Origin of the sequence: Streptomyces sp. NBC_01244 (assembly GCF_035987325.1) — a bacterium.
Taxonomy (GTDB): Bacteria; Actinomycetota; Actinomycetes; order Streptomycetales; family Streptomycetaceae; genus Streptomyces.
The window spans coordinates 7,201,427-7,219,159 of record NZ_CP108488.1; the positions used below are offsets into that span (position 1 = coordinate 7,201,427).

Below are 17,733 nucleotides of genomic sequence, written 5' to 3' on the forward strand. Positions count from 1 at the left end.
CAGGAAACGCCGTCCGTACATCCCACGTCCACTGGGATTCGTGCCCGTGAGTTGGGCAACGGCCACAGGGGCGCAGCGGTACCCAGTCTCGGCACGGCATCGCCGCCCACCGCCATGGCGGGCGATCTGAGGGAGTGCAAGCGGTTGTGCCCCCAGTCGGGGATACTGGTGCGTCGGTGATCTTCCCAAGTGATCTCGTAGTGGCGCAGCGAATCGGCGGGTGATCGCGAGTCTGGGTGTGATGCATCGATGAAGGAGTCTCGTCAGGTGGCGACCGCTACGGAGTACCCGCAGGGCGCAGAGGGCGGCACCGAGCGGACTGCGGCGCTGCCGCCGGTTCCTGAACCGGGACAGGTGGTGAAGGTCCGGGGCTCCACCTGGGCGGTCTCGGATGTCCGTCGGCAGGGTCTGCCGCGGAGCCCCGCTGATGAGGGAACTCCTGGCCTCGCCCACGTCGTGAGTCTGCAGTCACTGGACGAAGACCGGCTCGGCCAGGAGCTGACGGTGGTCTGGGAGTTGGAGGTCGGGCACACACTGCAGCCCGACCAGGGCCTGCCGGAGGCGGTGCGACCGGACGCGTTCGATGACCCGAACACCCTTGCCGCCTTCGTGGACGCGGTCCGCTGGGGCGCGGTGACGTCGGCGGACGCGAACTCCTACCAGGCCCCCTTCCGCAGCGGTGCGAACGTCGAGGCGTACCAGCTCGAGCCGCTCCGTCGCGCGCTGCAGTCCTCCCGTACGAACCTGCTGCTCGCCGACGACGTGGGTCTGGGCAAGACCATCGAGGCGGGCCTGGTCGTACAGGAGCTGCTGCTGCGCCACCGGGCCCGGACCGTGGTCATCGTCTGCCCGCCGAGCCTGTCGCTGAAGTGGCAGGACGAGATGCGGGAGAAGTTCGGCCTGGACTTCGTGATCGTCAACAGTGAGCTGATGGCGAAGGTGCGGCGCAGCCACGGGCTGAACGCCAACCCCTTTCGCCTGTTCCCGCGCGTGATCGTGAGCATGTCGTGGCTGCCGTCGCTGCGAGCCCAGCGACTGCTGCGCGACGTCCTGGCCGATGTGCGCAAGACCTCCAGCGCCAGGCGTTTCGCCTTCGATGTGCTGGTGGTCGACGAGGCCCACCACGTGGCTCCGGCGAGTCCGACGACGGCGCCTGGGCAGCGCGGGTACGCGGTGGACAGCCACCGTACGACGGCGACGAAGGCGCTGGCGGAGGTGTGCGAGCACCGGCTGTTCCTGAGTGCGACGCCGCACAACGGCTACTCGGAGTCGTTTACCGCCCTCCTGGAGATGATCGACAGCCGCCGGTTCACCCGGGGCGCGAGCATCGATCAGCAGGCGCTGCGCGAGGTGCGGGTCCGCCGGCTGAAGAGCGAACTTCCGGGCAGGGGATTCAAGTCCCGCAAGCTGCTCACGATCCCGTTCACGCCTTCAGAGGACGAGCAGGAGCAGTTCGACCGGCTGGCGCGCATGCTGACGGAGGCCGCCCGGGCGAGGGGCAAGGGGAAGGGCGGCGACATCGTCGCGATGCTGCTGAAGAAGCGCTTCCTGTCCAGCCCGTGGTCGTTCGCCCGGACCCTTGAGTTGTACGACGGCGCCGCTGCCGGCGACCGGCAGCTGGGCACGGACGAGGACGACTACTACAGCGAGGTCCTCGGCAGCGGTCAGTCCGACGAGGAGGAAGGCGAGGTCGAGCATCCCGAGTTCACCGCGCTGCGGCACTCCAAGGGAACGGACCCGCTGACCGACGCGATCACCAGCGAGGCCGCCTCACTGGTCGAGTGGGGCTCGGGCTACGAGCACAAGCCGGATTCCCGGCTGGAGGCCCTGGTGGCCTTCCTCGACGAGCACTGCCGGACTTCGGATGGCCGTCACTGGACGAACGAGCGGGTCGTGGTGTTCACCGAGTACGCCGCGACGCTCGACTGGATCGCCGACGTGCTGCGGCAGCGCGGCTACAAGGACGTCCTGGAGACGATCCAGGGCTCGACCCATATCGAGCAGCGCGAGCTGATCCGTGCGCGGTTCACCGAGAGCCCTGCCAAGCACCCGGTGCGGGTGCTGCTCGCCACGGACTCCGCGGGCGAGGGCATTGACCTCCAGACGCACTGCTATCGCCTGGTGAACTTCGATATCCCGTTCAATCCGTCCCGCCTGGAGCAGCGCATCGGCCGGATCGACCGGTACGGGCAGACGAAGAACCCGGAGATCTACCACTTCAAGCCCCTGGCCTCTTCCTCGACGTACGCGGCGGACATGGAGTTCATGGGGATCATCGCAAGGAAGGTCGGAACGGCGACCCAGGATCTGGGGCAGGTCAACCAGGTCATCGACGCCGAGGTGCAGGAGCACTTCAGCCCGACGGGGAGCGTCCGCAAACCGCGTCCGACCGCGCCGGATGACGGCGACGATGCCATGAACGAGGTACTGGCCGGCGGACTCGAGCTGAACCGACAGCTCACCGAGCTGACCGATACCTACGAAGAGCGCAAGGTGATCATGCACCTCACGCCCGCGAACGCACGCCGGGTCGTGGACACTGCGCTTGCTCTGGACGCCCAGCCTCCCCTGGTGGAGATCGGCGACGAGGACACCGACGCCCAGGTCTTCGAGGTTCCGAACCTGGGCCGCTCCTGGCAGCCGGCCATACGCGGTCTCGACACCCGCCTTCAGCCGGGCGTTCTGCGCCCCATCACCTTCCATGACAAGGCCGCGGCGGGACGCACGGATCTCGTACACATCCACCTGGGCCACGGCCTCATGCAACGAGCCACGCGTACCCTGCGCGGCGCCCTGTTCAGCGTGGACGCACCCGTCAACCGGGTCACCGCTGTCGTCACACCGGGCCTGCCCGAGTCCTGCGTCGCCGCCGTATCCCGGCTCGTGCTCGTCGGGCGAGGCGGCCTACGTCTGCACGAAGAGGTCTTCCTCACCGGTATCCGGCTGCGCGGCCAGGCCCTCGCCGAGTCCAAGGTCGAGCAGGTCCTGGACGAAACCCTCGACTCGGGCGACCTTGTCCTGGCCGACGAGCAGGTACGTGCTCACCTCGCGGGCCTGTGGAACGCCGAGGACGCCCGGCTGCGCACCCGGCTGGTGAACGCGATGAAACGCAAGAGCGAGAGCCGCCAGGAGAAGGTCACCGAAGCACTCAAGCGGCGTCAGGAGACCGACATCGCCCGCGCCCACGAGATCTTCGGCGCGTTCCGGATCAACCTACGTGAGTCCCGCGACCGGCTGGAGCAGGAGATCCGGGCGCAGGAAGAGGAGCTTCTGTTCACCGATGACCAGCAGAAGCAGCGTCGTCGCGACCTGAACAACATGATCGAGCGCCTGGAGAATCTGGGCGACGAGGAAACACGCGAGATCGCGGCGATCCGCGAGCGCTACAGCGACATCCGGCCGTACGTGTCGGCCGCCGCCGTCGTGTTCGCCCTGACCCCCGAAGACGCGAAGAACGGAGCGGTTGAGGCATGAGCAGGAAGTACGCCCCGACCATCGCCGACCTGCACCGCGGCTGGCTCGCGCTGGTCGATACCGATGGCCCCTTCCTCGCCGTCCCCGCGCTCGAACGGGCCTGGCCCCAGGGCATTCCCCAGCCCGACGCCCGTGCGCTCGCCTTCATCAAGGACGCCAAACCCGCCTTCGAGAAGGCGTGGGAGCACTGGGACACCCACCCGGAGGACGAGACCGCCCTCGACCTGTACCGGGAGGCCCGCGACACCTGGGTGGACCTCGTCCTGCGCCAGGGTCTGCGCTGGGGCACCTCGTACACCGTCCCCGCCCCGGCTGCCGCTGAGGTCCGCTCACCGGACCACGTCGTCACCGTCCGAGCCGACGGGGCACTTCTCCACGGCGAGACCGTCGGGGCGCTCGTGCTGGTCACCGACCCGGTGGACTCTTTGCGTGATCCGCTCACTGACGGCTGGTCCGCCAGCCCCATCGACCGCATGGAGGAGATGCTGCGGGCCTCCGGCGCCACTATCGGAGTGGTTACCGACGGTCGCTGGTGGGCGATCGTCAGCGCCCGGCCGCAGACCATGGTCGCCTCCGGCATCGTGGACGCCCAGACCTGGATCGAGGAGCCTCAGGCCCGCAACGCCTTCGTTGAACTCCTCCAGCGCAAGCGCCTGATCGGAGGCAAGGCCCAGGACCGGCTCACCGAGCTGTTCGGCGACTCGGTCACCGCCGCCGAGAAGATCACCGAAGCGCTCGGCACACAGGTCCGCCGCGCCGTTGAACTCATCGTCCAGGCCCTGTCCGAAGGCGGCCTGGACGCGGGACGACGAGGAGAGCCAGACCCGCTGCCGGCACGGCGAGGCGAGGTCTACGAGGCCGCCGTCACCGTCATGATGCGCGTCGTCTTCCTCCTCTTCGCTGAGGAACGCGGCCTGCTCCCCGAGAACCAGCTGTTCGCGATGGGCTACGGCGTCAGCGACGAGCTTGACCAGCTCGACGCCCGGCAGAACGAGGAAGGCGACCAGGCCCTCGACGCCACCTTCCTCAGCTGGCATCGCCTCCTGGCCACCTCCCAGGCCCTCTACCGAGGTGCCACCTTCGAAGACCTGCGCCTGCCCGAGTACGGAGGCTCCCTCTTCGACCCCGCCCGTTTCCCCTTCCTCACCGCCCGCAACTCCCAGGGCTCGCTGGCCATCATGGTCAGCGACCGGGTCATGCTCGAAGTGCTGCGCGCCGTCCAGATCGCCCAGCTGACAGGCGGGGCTCGCCGGATCTCCTTCCGTGACATCGACGTCGAACAGATCGGCTACATCTACGAGGGCCTCCTCGGCTACTCCTGCGAAAACGCGGACGAGACCGTCGTCAGCCTCATCGGCAGCGCTGGCTCGGAACCCGAGATTCCCCTCGCCGCTCTCGAAGCCCTTACCGAGACCAAGCACACCGACGCGGCACTGGTCGACGGGATCCTTGCCTGGGTCAAGCAGAACCAGCCGGCCGCCAAGGCGCCCACCAAGGCCGCCCTGGCCAAGGCCCTCCAGGCGAGGGACACGCTCGAGGACGCCGAGATCGCCCTGCGCGACCTCACCGACGACGCGGCCTTGCGCGATCGGCTGCACCCGTTCATCGGAATAATCCGCCGCGACCTGCGTAACCGCCCCCTGGTGGTTGAACCCGGCGGCGTCCTGCTGGTGGAGACCCCCTCGCGTGCATCGGCCGGCGCCCACTACACGCCCCGCTCGCTCGCGGAGGAAGTCGTACGTCACGCCCTCGAACCCCTCGTCTACTCACCTGGCCCCCACCAGACTGCTGACCAGGACACCTGGCGGCCTGTTTCCTCGGACGAGATCCTCGATCTGAGGATCGCCGACATCGCGTGCGGCTCCGGTGCGTTCCTGGTCGCTGCGGCCCGCTTTCTCGCAGGCCGACTGGTGGAGGCATGGCAGCGCGAGGGCGTCGCGTACGGCAGGACCCCGCACGAGCTCCACGTCCACGCCATAAGGACGGTGGTGGCTACATGTCTGTACGGTGCGGACATCAACGGCATGGCCGTGGAGATGTGCAAGCTGTCGCTGTGGCTGGTCTCCCTAGACCCCAAGCTGCCGTTCTCATTCGTTGACGACAAGGTGCTCCACGGCAACGCACTCCTCGGCCTGACCGACGCACGCCAGCTGCGCGACCTTCACATCGACCCTGGCGCGGCCGGCGATCAAATCAGCATGTTCGACATCGACGTCGACGCAACCCTGGACCGGGCTGCCCGTCTGCGCCGTCAGCTCGCTACCGAGGTCAACGACACTGACCCACAGCGCTCCGCAGCCACGAAGCGACGCCAGTGGCGGGAGTATCAAAGGGTCACCGCACAGCTCGCCAACGTCGCCGACGGCGTGATCGCCGCCGGGCTTCGGTGGGGTGGCAAGCCGGGCAAGCAGCTGCGCGAGGCGTACGGCAACCTGCGGATCGCAGTCGAACTCGCCTACCCCGTCGGGGGCGGGGAGGCGGACCGGACGATGCTCGACGGCATCCTGCAGGCCGGACTTACCCCGACGGTCCCGACGGACTACGCACGCTGGAAACCGCTGCACTGGATCCTGGCCGTGCCGGACGTCATGGCCCACGGCGGCTTCGACGCGATCATCGGCAACCCGCCGTTCCTGGGCGGCCAGAAGCTCACGGGGACGATGGGCACCAACGTCCGCGACTGGTTCGTCCACACGCTCGCCGGCGGTCAGAAGGGCAGCGCCGACCTCGTGGCGTACTTCTTCCTGCGCGCCCACGAGCTGCTCTCACAGCGTGGTGGGCTGGGCCTGATCGCGACGAACTCGGTTGCCCAGGGAGACACCCGACAGGTTGGTCTCGACCAACTGGCTGCGAAGGGTTTCACGATCACCCGGTCGATCCAGAGCCGTTCCTGGCCAGCGGCCAGCGCCAACCTGGAGTACGCGGCGGTGTGGGGTAGCCGCGAAACGGTTGCCCCACAGGTGCCCCGGATCGCGGACGGCATCCCCGTTGAGCGGATCTCTACGTTGCTGGAGCCGGGCGGGCGCGTGGACGGTGATCCGGTGCGCCTGGTGGCGAACGCCAGGATCGCCTACCAGGGCTGCATCGTATTGGGCATGGGCTTTGTCCTGGAAGCTGAGGAGGCAGCCGCCTGGATCGAGGCCGACTCCCGCAACAAGGACGTGCTCTTCCCGTACCTCAACGGCGAGGACCTGAACTCTCGCCCCGATGGCTCAGCTTCGCGATGGGTCATCGACTTCAACGACCTGTCCGAGAAGGCAGCGAAGGAATATGAACTGCCGTATCAGCGAGTGCTGGAGGCAGTGAAACCAGAGAGGGCCAGGAACAACCGCAAGGTCTACAGGTACTATTGGTGGCAGTTCGGTGAGAAGCGTCCTGCGATGCGGGAGGCAATCACTGACCTCGATGAGGTGCTCGCGATCGCGCGTGTCAGTAAGTCGGTGATGCCGTCTCGCAGTCAGGCCGGCACTGTTCCCAGCGAACAAGTCGTTATCTTTGCCACGGATTCGTATGCCGACCAGGCGGTTCTGTCTTCGTCGATGCACCAGACGTGGGCCATCAAATACGGGTCAGGTATGCGGAACGATCCCCGCTACGCGCCCTCGGATGTGTTCCTCACATTCCCCCGCCCTCGGCGAACGAACGACCTCGCAGGAGTCGGGCGAACCCTCGAGACTGAGCGCCGGGAGATCATGCTCCGCCGTGATCTCGGTTTGACAAAGCTCTACAACCGGGTCAACGCCCCTGGCATCGCTGACTCCGACGACCGGGACATCGCCCGTCTCCGCCAGATCCACGTCGAACTGGATCGGGTGGTCATGGCCGCCTACGACTGGGACGAAGTCCCCCTCGACCACGGCTTCCACACCTACCGCAAGATGGAGCGCTGGACGGTGAGCCCCACCGCTCGCGTGGAGATCCTGGACCGGCTGCTGGAGGAGAATCACCGTCGTGCCGCCGCGCAGGGTGCTGTTGTACTCCCGGACGGCAACAGCGAAAGCGACGAGGAAGAGGGCGACGAGTGACCACCGGACGCGCACAGCAGCCGCAGCAGCCCGCGACCCCGCAGGACCAGGCGTACCGCCTCGCCCTCGATCCCGATGAGCGTTCCTGGACTGCCCGCGAGAATCTCGTTGACGTACTGGAGCGTGAGCTTCTCGGCCCGGCTGGCGGCCCCGAGGAGATTCTCGAGGGCGTGCCGGATTCGGCGTATCTGGTGGGCCGGATCGCCCCGGTCCGGCTGACTGGCGGCCAGGACGACCCCACTCAGACGGACTCCGACGACGCCGCGAGCGATGTCGGTGACGCCGTGGACGCCGCCGAGAGCCGGGGCGTGCCCATGACCGCGGTGGACGAAAGTAGCGCGGGCGCGGATGAGGACGAGGTGGAGGACCAGCCGCAGAAGCGGGGGCTGATGATCCCGGCGTCTATGGGGCTGCGCTGTCAGGTCCCGGACGACCTCGACGTGTTCACCGTGGCTGCCTCGTGGGGCACGTACGAGCCGGTGAAGGAGAAGAGGGGCGAGGGTGGGGAGCCCGCCTCGAAGCTCCGCCGCTACCAGCGTCAGTCGCACGAGATCAGCACCACGATCACAGTCTCCGACCTCACGCCTTCCAGCACGACCACGTTCGTGCTGAAGGACAAGATCGTGCTGCGCGTGGACCGCTATGACGACGTCGAGCGCGGGTGCCGACTGATTGAGATCGCGCTGTGCAACGACCGGGAGACCCCCCGCAAGATCCCGGTGGAGGCATGGCTCTATCAGACCAAGTTGGAAGTCTCGGCGGCCGGCGGCGAGGCGGTTTTCCTGCCGGTGAACGACGTCCTGCTGGACACCCGCGAGGAGCCGGACGACGAGCTGCGGCGCCTGCGGCTCCAGTACCGCAACCGGCTGGAGTTCGCGGTCGGGCGTACCTGCTCGGTGGACTGGGAGGCGGCCAAGGACGCACGCAAAGCCAAGAGCGTGTGGACGACGTGGCTGCCGACCTGCGAGACGCCGCAGACGGCGGCCGAGGAGATCAGCGCCGCGCTGCTCGACATGTGCAAGCTGGAGAAGGCCACCCCTGATGAGCTGCGCGCCGGCCTTCTGCCCATCATCGAGGGCTACCGTTCCTGGCTGGATGCCGAAGAGGAGCGCGCCAAGGCGCTGCCCGAGCACCTTCGCCCGGAGGGTCGTGATGCGGTCAAGGAAGCACGAAAAGTGCAGCGGCAGCTCGAGGAAGGGCTGGAGTTCCTACTGGATGACGAGGAGGCGCTGCGCTGTTTCCGGTTCATGAACCGGGTGATGGCCGACCAGCGTATCCAGTCCCAGGTCGCTCAGCGGCGCGCGAACCAACCGGAGGGCAGCCGGGAGAATCTCGATGAGGCCCGTGAGGCCGTCCTGAAGCAGGGTCCCGGTGCGCACTCTTGGCGTACTTTCCAGCTCGCGTTCGTCTTGATGCAGTTGCCGCTGTTGTCGGACCCGGCGGCCGAGAAGCGGTCCGGTGAGCTGGCTAAGGCACAGCTGCTGTTCTTCCCCACCGGTGGTGGCAAGACCGAGGCCTACCTGGGTCTGGCCGCTTACACGTTCGCCATCCGGCGCCGGCAGGGTGTGGTGGAGGCGTTCGACGGGCCACTGGACGGCGGCTCGGGGGTGGCCGTGTTGATGCGGTACACGCTGAGGTTGCTGACCGCCCAGCAGTTCCAGCGTGCCACCACGCTGGTGTGCGCGGCGGAGCGGGCGCGTATGGAGGACCCGACGACCTGGGGGGACGAGCCGTTCCGCATCGGGCTGTGGGTTGGCACGGACGTGAGTCCGAAGCGGTACGACGAGGCGGCCGAGCAGCTACAGAAGGCCAATCAGGGTCGCGGCTACCGGTTGACGGTGCTGCAGATCCAGCGCTGCCCGTGGTGCGGAACCAGGATCGAGGCCCGGGACGTGCGGGCGGACGGCGCGCTGCGCCGGGTGTACGTGTACTGCGGTGACGAGCTGGCCGAGTGCCCGTTCGCCGACGGCGGCGAGGTTCCCGAAGGACTGCCCGTCCTGACCGTCGATGAAGAGATCTACCGGCTCGCCCCCGCCTTCGTGATCGCCACGGTCGACAAGTTCGCCCGACTGGCGCGTGAGGGCGAGGCGGCGTCGCTGTTCGGGTACGTCTCGCGGCGCTGTGAGCGGCACGGCCTGGTGCACCCCGACTACGCGCACTGCGCCATCAAGGACGGCAGCAAGCACCCGCGCAGCAAGGACGGTCTGCCGGGCGCCGCGGTGTACCCGGCGATGCGGCTGCGCCCGCCGGACCTGATCATCCAGGACGAGCTCCACCTGATCACCGGTGCACTCGGGACGACGGTGGGCCTGTTCGAGGTGGCCATCGAGGTGATGACCGAATGGCGGACCAAGGACGGGCGCCGGGCGCGCCCGCTGCTGGTTGCCTCCACGGCGACCGCCCGCAACGCGCCCGAGCAGGTGAAGGCCCTGTACGGGCGGGACGTCACCATCTTTCCGCCGCAGGTCCTGGACGCCGGCAACACCTTCTTCTCCAAGGAGATCGACGTCTCCGAGGAGACACCCGGCCGGCGCTACGTCGGGATCAGTACGACCGGGGTCCGTCTGACCACCGCGGAGATCCGCGTCGCCGAGGTCCTCATGGCGGGCGGACAGCTGCTGATCGACCGCTCTGGCAAGGCCGCCGACCCGTACATGACGCTGGTCGGCTACTTCAGCGCGACCCGTGAACTGGCCGGTATGGCCCGTTACATGGGCGACGACATCCAGACCGCACTGTCCAAGGGCCGCCCCTGGTCCCGGCTGCCCCGCCGGACTGGTACGGAGTTCGGGACGCTGCATGTGGCCGAGTTGACCTCGCGTGTGTCCAGCGCCGAGATCACCTCAACCCTGGACCAGATGACGGTGACGTTCGATCCCGGCTTCGACTCCACCGCCGGCAAGCGCAACCAGCGTGCCCTTCGGGAGGCGAAGGCGCGCGCCTCGGAGCGGGAGGTGAACCCGTACGACGTGGTGCTGGCTACTTCCATGCTCCAGGTCGGTGTCGATGTGACCCGGCTCGGGCTGATGCTGGTGGTCGGCCAGCCGAAGAACACGGCCGAGTACATCCAGGCGTCCTCCCGTGTCGGTCGTGACGGGGACCGCCCCGGTCTGGTCGTCTCCCTCGGTAACTGGGCGCGGCCCCGCGACCTCGCCCACTTCGAGGCGTTCCGGCACTACCACGAGACGTTTTACGCCCAGGTTGAGGCGCTGTCTGTGACACCGTTCTCAGTGACCTCGCTGGAGCGCGGCCTCGACGGCGTGCTCGTCAGCGCGGCCCGTGTACTGCAAGCCGCACGTACTCGTGGTCTGTCACCGGAGGACGGCGCGGCCCGCATCGAGTCCGAACGGCACTTCGCCGTCGAGCTCATCGAGGCGTTGGTGCGCAGGGTCGCGTTGGCCGGGGACGAGGACGCGGCCGAGCGGGCACGCCATCGGCTGGAGAACCGGCTGGACCAGTGGGGCCAGCGGCGCAAGCACCTCGAAGAGATGCGCAAGGCGCTGGTCTACGAGAAGGTCGTGGACGACACCCGGCACGACGCGCTCATCATGAGCGCGGAGAACGCCAAGTCCCGCATCGACACCCGCGACGCACCCCCGTTCATCGTGGCCAACTCGATGCGTGAGGTACAGCCGGAGATCAACCTCCTGGTGAGCCCGATCAAGGAACGACTGGTGTATATCGCACCTGTCAACGCGCCCCAGTGGGTGATGCCGGAGGAGAAGTCATGACCGACGAGACGCGTTTCCTCTACGACGCGACGAAGGCCGTCGACCCGCTCGGCGACCTGGAGGAGGAAGCCGAGAAGCAGGCCAAGCACAACCGTGCCAAGGTCGGCTCGGCCCGCCCCTCCTCCCTGCTCTACACCTACGGCCCCGGTTCGATCATGGACCTGCCGCAGTTCACGGTCATGCCCACCGGCCTGGACGACTGGGAGCGGATCTGGCGACGACGCGACTCGGCGCCGCTGACGATCCACGCGCCGCGGCTGCGGGACATCGTCCGGAAGATGCTGCGCTCCCCCGACGTGCAGCTGCGACCCCACCCCTGGCAGCCGAAGAAGAACAGCCGCTCCGCCGATGGCAACGACCTCGGTGTGCCAGCGCGCGTGTTCCCGCAGTGGCTGCGGTGCACCGGCTGCGACATGCTCGGGATGCTCTCCCAGTTCGACTACAAGAACACCCACCCGTTCCGCACGGACCTGGCTACCTTCGAGCACACCAAGTGCACGGGGCGGTCCGGGAACCGCAGCCGCAAGGCGATGCGCCGCACCGCGGTCCCTGCCCGATATCTTCTGGCGTGCGCCGACGGGCATCTGGACGAGTTCCCGTACGAGCTGTGGGTGCACCACGGGCAGCCGTGCAGCAAGGCCGAGGTCCCGCCGCTGAAGATGGTCGACCGGACCGCCGGCAAGGGTGCATCGGCCGTCATCGAATGCGCGGCCTGCGACATGCGACGGCCGATGAACGAGGCCCAGAGCGAGGGCGGCAAGGACAAGCTGCCCAAGTGCCGCGGCCGGCACCCGCACCTGGACGCCTTCGAGCCCAGGGGCTGCGGGAACGCCACGAAGCTCATGCTGGTCGGCGCTTCCAACCTGTGGTTCCCCGCGACCCAGTCGATCATCGTCATGCCCGAATCCCAGCAGGAGAAGGCCAGCGATCTCGCCGACCGGATCCGCACCACGCTTGGTGACAAGCTGGTCAAGTACCGGCAGCACCTCGACATGATCCGGGACCTGCTGGAGGGCCGGGTGGACGTCACGGGCCTGGCCGACCACGAGCTGGAAGCGGCCCTGGAAACAGCATCCGCCCCGCAGGCCACGCCCGAGGAACTGGAGGAGGAGCTCCGCGACTGGGACCCCGTAGACCTGCTGGTGCCCGAATGGCGTTACCTGCTTCCGGACATCCTCGGAAGGCGGGTCGAAGACCCCAAGAGCGGACTCACCCTGGCCACCCGCCAACGAGGCGAGCAGCTTCAGCCCGAGATCACCCGTGTCCTGGCCGTCGAGAAGCTCCGCAAGGTCAACGCGCTCGTCGGCTTCACGCGGATCGACGACATGGACCGTGTCGGAGACCTGCCGCGCCGCCTGGCGCCCCTGACGCGCACACCCCGCCCGACCTGGACCGTGGCAACCGAAGACCGCGGCGAAGGCATCTTCCTCCAGCTCGACGAAGACTCCGTCGCGTCCTGGGAGAAGCGCATCCTGGACACCAGCCTGTGGCAGGCTCACCGCGAAGCCCATCACAGGAACTTCGAACGACGCTTCTCCGAGACGGCAAAGCACGTCAGCCCCGACAGCCGGCTCAAGCCGCCGCGCTACTGGCTCGTCCACACCTTCGCCCACGTCATGATCCGCGAACTCGCCCTCACCTGCGGCTACTCCGCCGCCAGCCTCAGCGAACGCCTGTACGCCTGGCCCGCCGCAGAAGGACGCGAACCCGCGGCCGGACTCCTCATCTGCACCACCGCATCCGACAGCGACGGCACCCTCGGAGGCCTGGTCCAGCTCAGCGAACCCACCCGCCTCCAACGAGTCGTCGCCGGCGCCCTCCACAAGGCACGGCGCTGCTCCTCCGACCCCATCTGCTCCATGCGCACCCCCAAGACCCCCGAGGACTTCCTCCACGGCGCCGCCTGCCACTGCTGCGTCATGGCCTCGGAGACCTCCTGCGAGCGGGCCAACCGCTTCCTCGACCGCCGCTTCCTCATCGACCTGCCCGGGAGCAATTTCGGGTACTTCTCGACGTATGAGTGACGCCGAAGCCGCCCGACGCCTAGGCCGGCTTCTCACTAGGACCGAGGCCAAAGGCATAGCCGACAGGCTCGCCGACGGCGACACGCTCACCGCCGCGCTCAAGGTGGTCGCCGTCGGCCACCGGGCAGAGGTCCGCATGCTGCTGGACGCGGTCGCCACCGGGCCCGGAGCAGCACTCCAGCTCGTTGCGCTCCTGCGTGCCGTGGAGGGAGCCCGCACAGTGCCCACCACGCTCACACCGCTGTGGACCATGCCCGGACACCTGGTACAGAGCGGGCCGCTCACCACTTCCGTGCCCTACCTCGTGGACAACGCGCGCCACTCGGTGACCTGCTCCACCTTCAACTTCCAGCGAAGTTCCGGCCTGTGGACTGCCCTGCAGAGCGCAGCTCAGCGCCCCGAGGTTTCCGTATGCGTCTACATGGACAGCCGGGCCGCAGACAGCGACGGACAGCACTGGTCGCCCACCACGACAGAGGTGGCCGCGCATCTGAAGCCCGCAGAGGTGTGGCGAACCCAAGACTTCGATGGAACATACGTCCGCAACCACGCCAAGTTCCTCGCCATCGATCACCACCTCCTCCTGGTGACCAGCGCGAACTTCTCGTGGAGCGCGGAGAACAACAACGTCGAGTTCGGTGTTCTGATCGACAACCCGAACCTCACCGAAACCGTCGAGCGGGAAATGCGCGAGGCGGAAGGGAGCCTGTACGAGCGGGTAGCCAACCGGTAGACCAGCATGCACCTGGCGTGCTCTGCGCAGGCGCAACGGATGCGTGTCCGGGCTGGTTCGCCCCGGCGATCACCCTGGCCGATTCCCATCCCCGTAGCGCACGGAGCGCCAGCCGCAGCCACCGCCGACCGGCGCACAAGCCCCTGCTCGCCTTGTGAACTGTGCGGGCAGCAGGCTACTGTCCACCGGTGTCCAGCCTTTCCGATCGTGTCCGAAGCCTGATGGAACAGTCAGGCTTGAGTCTTGACGACTTCGCCGAACGAGTCGACCTCGACGCCTCGCAGCTCTCCGAATCGCTCAGCGGCGCGGACTCCTTCTCTGTTGTCGATCTTGCGTGTATCGCCGACGCGTGCGACGTCTCTGTGGACTGGCTGCTCACCGGAACAGAACCCGCGCTGGCCGTGGCGGCGAGGACGACCACGGGTGAAGCCGCGCAGGCCCTGGAAGCGGCCCGGCAATACACTGCCCGGCGCACGGACCTGGACTCGCTCGGCTACCCGCAGCTCTGGCGTCCCCTCACCAGGACAACGCGCCCAGGCGGCAGCTATACAGGCCAGGGCGAAGCGCTGGCACGGGCAGCCCTTGCGGAAATAGGGCGCCAATCCCGGCAGGCCGCCGTAGGGGACCTGGCGGAACTAATCGAGGACGTCTTCGGCGCCGATGTCGCCGTCGTCCAGCTCGGCGCTGGCTTCGACGGCCTCACCGCCACGACCCACGACGCCAAGCTCATCCTCCTGGCCGCCACGTCCAACCCGGCACGTCAGCGCTTCACCCTCGCCCACGAACTCGGACACCTTCTCGCCGGCGACGATCAGGACGTCCACCTCGACCGGGACATCTTCGCCTCAGCCCAAAGGCGGGATCCCAGCGAGCAGCGCGCCAACGCCTTCGCGTCAGCCTTCCTCATGCCCGAAGGCGCCTTGCGAGCGGCCATTACGGCCAACGGTCTGACCCGCGCGAGCTATGCAGCCCTGGCCTGCGACTTGATGGTCAGCCCCAGCACCCTGGCGTACCGGCTGCTCCAGCTGCGGATGATCGACGCTGGCACGTGCGACCACTACAAGCGGATGACAGCCGTCGAGGCCGCGCGTCTCGCGGGGCGCAGCGAGGAATTCGACCGGCGTGCCCTCCTCGCGCAGCAGCCCCGGCTGCCCGGGCTGCTCGTACGCGACACACTCGCCGCCTACAACGCGGGCAAGTCGACACTGCGCCCCTACGCCACGCTCCTCGGCGTCGATGTGAACGAGCTCAGGAACGAGCTTGAGGCGGAGCAGGGCAACAGGGGTGACGTATGAGTGCCTTCCTGTTCCCTGACAACACTGTTCTGTGCAACTTCGCCGCCGTCGAACGCCTCGGGCTTCTCCGCGAGGTCCTCGATGGGCGGGGCAGATGGACCGAAGCCGTGGCGCGGGAGGCCCGCAAGTCGGCACGGTGGCATCCGGCCTTGCGAGATCTCAGCTGGCAGGGCTGGCTCGGCGAAGCGATCCGCGTCAAGGATCAGTCGGAAAGGGCCAGCATCCTTCGAATCCGTACGGCTGTGTTCGGTGGCTCTGCCGACGATATCTTCGAACACCTTGGTGAGGCCGAGACCTGTCATGTCATCGGGAATTGGGGCGAGTTCGATGGGTCTTGCTGGATATCGGATGACCGGGAATCGCTACACCATGCACGCGAGGAGGGGATCGAGACCGCGGAGACGCTTGATGTGGTGCGCCTCGCAGTAAAGGAGGGCCTGATCACGGCAGAGGGCGGCTTCGACCTCATGCACCAGATGCGGGACAAGGGCCGACATCCCCGGATGCCCCAGTCTGTCGCCGAACTCACGTAGGCCCAGCAACGAGGATGCTGCACCGCTCTGGACGCTTGCTGCAGATGTGCCGTCGACGACGGCCTTGTTGATCTTCTGGGCAATGGCCGCTTCGCCTGCGAACTGTGCCGCAAGGTCGCCGCACTGCGGGATCTGCGACTGTATGAGTCGCCACGGAGGCTTCAGCATACTCACCCGATTGAAGAGATCACCACCGTGCGTGTCTCGGGTATCGCAAGGAGTCCCAGCAGTTCTGCGACAGCATGACCACATCCTGAGACCCGCCTCGATGGCAATACCTCGCGGCCAGGTATGGAAGGCTGTACGTATTCCCGGGACCTCAATGAGTCATGCTTCGGGAGATAGGTGACACCGAGGAGACGGCTATGGATCAGTCCGCCCGCGAGGAGCTGCTGCGCGCGGAGGCTGAACAGCATGGGGTTTCCCCAGCCGCGATTCAGCACGCGGTGGAGGTGATCGCAGCTGTCCAGCAGCGCGACAGGGACGACTATCGCGCCAATTTCGGCGGCGAACTCACCCTGGACCAGTGGTTTGAAGGGTACGGCACGCACGGCTTCAACCAGCTGCTCACGTACGCGGCACACAAGTCTGGCCTAGGCGACAACGGACCCGACATGCTGCGCCGTGTGCTGACGGCCGCTGCGCTCGCGGAGCAAGGCGCCCCGAAGACGGCCTAACGACCTAGGCGTCGGTATAGCGCCACGCGGCCAGCAGGACCTGGACCGAGTCGCCGTAGGCCGGGCTCACTCCCACACGTTGTACCGGTCGGTAGGGAGCTGGCGGTCCTCATTCACCATGCCGGGGCTGATACGCAGCCCGGCTGGTGCTCGACTGCCGTCCGTGGTGTGACCGGACTTGGCGGGCGCATAAAGGGCTGAGGAGCTCAGGACGTCCTTGGCCCGGCGGCTCGCGCCCAACATCTCTGCCCAGGAGCCGACGGCAGCGGAATCCGGGCGATCCATTGGGAGTCCCAAGGCGCGCTCCGGCCCAGCCCTGGGGATGCTCCGCCACACGGCGCCGGAATGCCGGATCGCCTCCATCCACCATTTTCAGCGTCAAGGTGACGTGGTGTTAGGCGGGCAAGTGTTCCGCTACAGCGAGAATCTATGCAGTGCATCTACGGGCGGTGACCGACTTGACGTCGTTCGTGCCGCCTGATTCCCAGCCGGCGGCGGCCATCGGGCAGCAGAATCCCGGTCGGGCCTAGGGGCAGGCTCGCCAGCGGTGTGCTCCTGCCACTGATCTGGGATCGGGCTGCCCACTCACGGCGCCTCCAATCACGCTTGGGTACTGGCTGTGCGGTGCAGTTCCACGAGGCCGGCGTAGGAGTTTCCAAGCCTTTAACGGCCATCGGCACGAAATTCTCCCTGCTTAGTTCGCTGGTGGCAGACCGGCGACCGGGCCCAATGAGTGGAGATCGCACAGTGACCCATGTCAATGTACTGATCTGGCCTAAAGCCGCAGACCAGGGGGATTCGCATCCTGGATGAATGCGGGTCTGTCGCCTGTTTGGATGGGGAGTTTCATGGCGCGCCACAAGATCAAGGTCACCGGAATGCACGACGACGGAACGGTGTGCCTGCCGGCGCACGAGCACACAAGGGGAGGAGCCCCGCTGACCGCCGGGTGCGCTGGCCGGCTCCGATACCTGGCTGCGTGCAGCTGTGGGGAGTGGAGCGGGAGGTCGTCCACCAAGTCGTACGCGGCTGAGATGGGCAAGAGGCACCGCAGCGCGCAGACCTGACCTACCACTCGAGGTCGAGCCCGAGCGGGGGGTAGTTCGGCGAGGCCCGCCAGCAGTCGGTGGTGCAGGGCTTCTATCACCCGATCCGTGAATTCGGAAATCACGGATTCTCCGGATCATTGGGTCTGTTCGCAGCGGCTGTGCTTGGCGGTGGAGCTGTGCGGACGGATCAGT

General features: G+C 67.3%; 8 protein-coding genes. All 8 read left to right on the plus strand.

Annotation, left to right across the window (positions count from 1 at the left end; genetic code table 11):
• Positions 1–249: 249 nt before the first annotated feature.
• The 8 genes from drmD (at position 250) to OG247_RS32465 (ending at position 16,492) form a co-directional block, all read left to right on the plus strand.
• Positions 250–3,474, plus strand: a complete 3,225-nt coding sequence (gene drmD, locus OG247_RS32430; RefSeq protein ID WP_327255515.1) for a DISARM system SNF2-like helicase DrmD — start codon at positions 250–252, stop codon at positions 3,472–3,474.
• Entirely contained in the window at positions 3,471–7,499 is a 4,029-nt protein-coding gene (locus OG247_RS32435) for an Eco57I restriction-modification methylase domain-containing protein (protein ID WP_327255516.1), read from the plus strand. Before drmD ends, OG247_RS32435 begins: the two co-directional genes overlap by 4 nt.
• The gene (drmA, locus tag OG247_RS32440) at positions 7,496–11,230 is read left to right on the plus strand and encodes a DISARM system helicase DrmA (protein ID WP_327255517.1); all 3,735 of its coding nucleotides are present in this window, start codon (positions 7,496–7,498) and stop codon (positions 11,228–11,230) included. Before OG247_RS32435 ends, drmA begins: the two co-directional genes overlap by 4 nt.
• The gene (locus OG247_RS32445; RefSeq protein WP_327255518.1) at positions 11,227–13,254 is read left to right on the plus strand and encodes a DUF1998 domain-containing protein; all 2,028 of its coding nucleotides are present in this window, start codon (positions 11,227–11,229) and stop codon (positions 13,252–13,254) included. Before drmA ends, OG247_RS32445 begins: the two co-directional genes overlap by 4 nt.
• Positions 13,247–13,987 carry a DISARM system phospholipase D-like protein DrmC gene (gene drmC, locus OG247_RS32450; protein ID WP_327255519.1) on the plus strand — a complete coding sequence of 247 codons (741 nt, stop codon included), beginning with the start codon at positions 13,247–13,249 and terminating at the stop codon, positions 13,985–13,987. The genes OG247_RS32445 and drmC overlap by 8 nt, the downstream gene beginning before the upstream one ends.
• 188 nt (positions 13,988–14,175) lie before the next feature.
• The gene (locus OG247_RS32455) at positions 14,176–15,282 is read left to right on the plus strand and encodes a helix-turn-helix domain-containing protein (protein WP_327255520.1); all 1,107 of its coding nucleotides are present in this window, start codon (positions 14,176–14,178) and stop codon (positions 15,280–15,282) included.
• Positions 15,279–15,815 (plus strand): hypothetical protein, encoded by a 537-nt coding sequence (locus tag OG247_RS32460; RefSeq protein ID WP_327255521.1) that lies wholly within the window; start codon positions 15,279–15,281, stop codon positions 15,813–15,815. The genes OG247_RS32455 and OG247_RS32460 overlap by 4 nt, the downstream gene beginning before the upstream one ends.
• A gap of 365 nt (positions 15,816–16,180) precedes the next feature.
• Positions 16,181–16,492: a hypothetical protein gene (locus OG247_RS32465; RefSeq protein WP_327255522.1), complete on the plus strand. Its 312-nt coding sequence runs from the start codon at positions 16,181–16,183 to the stop codon at positions 16,490–16,492.
• The last annotated feature ends 1,241 nt before the right edge of the window (positions 16,493–17,733 follow it).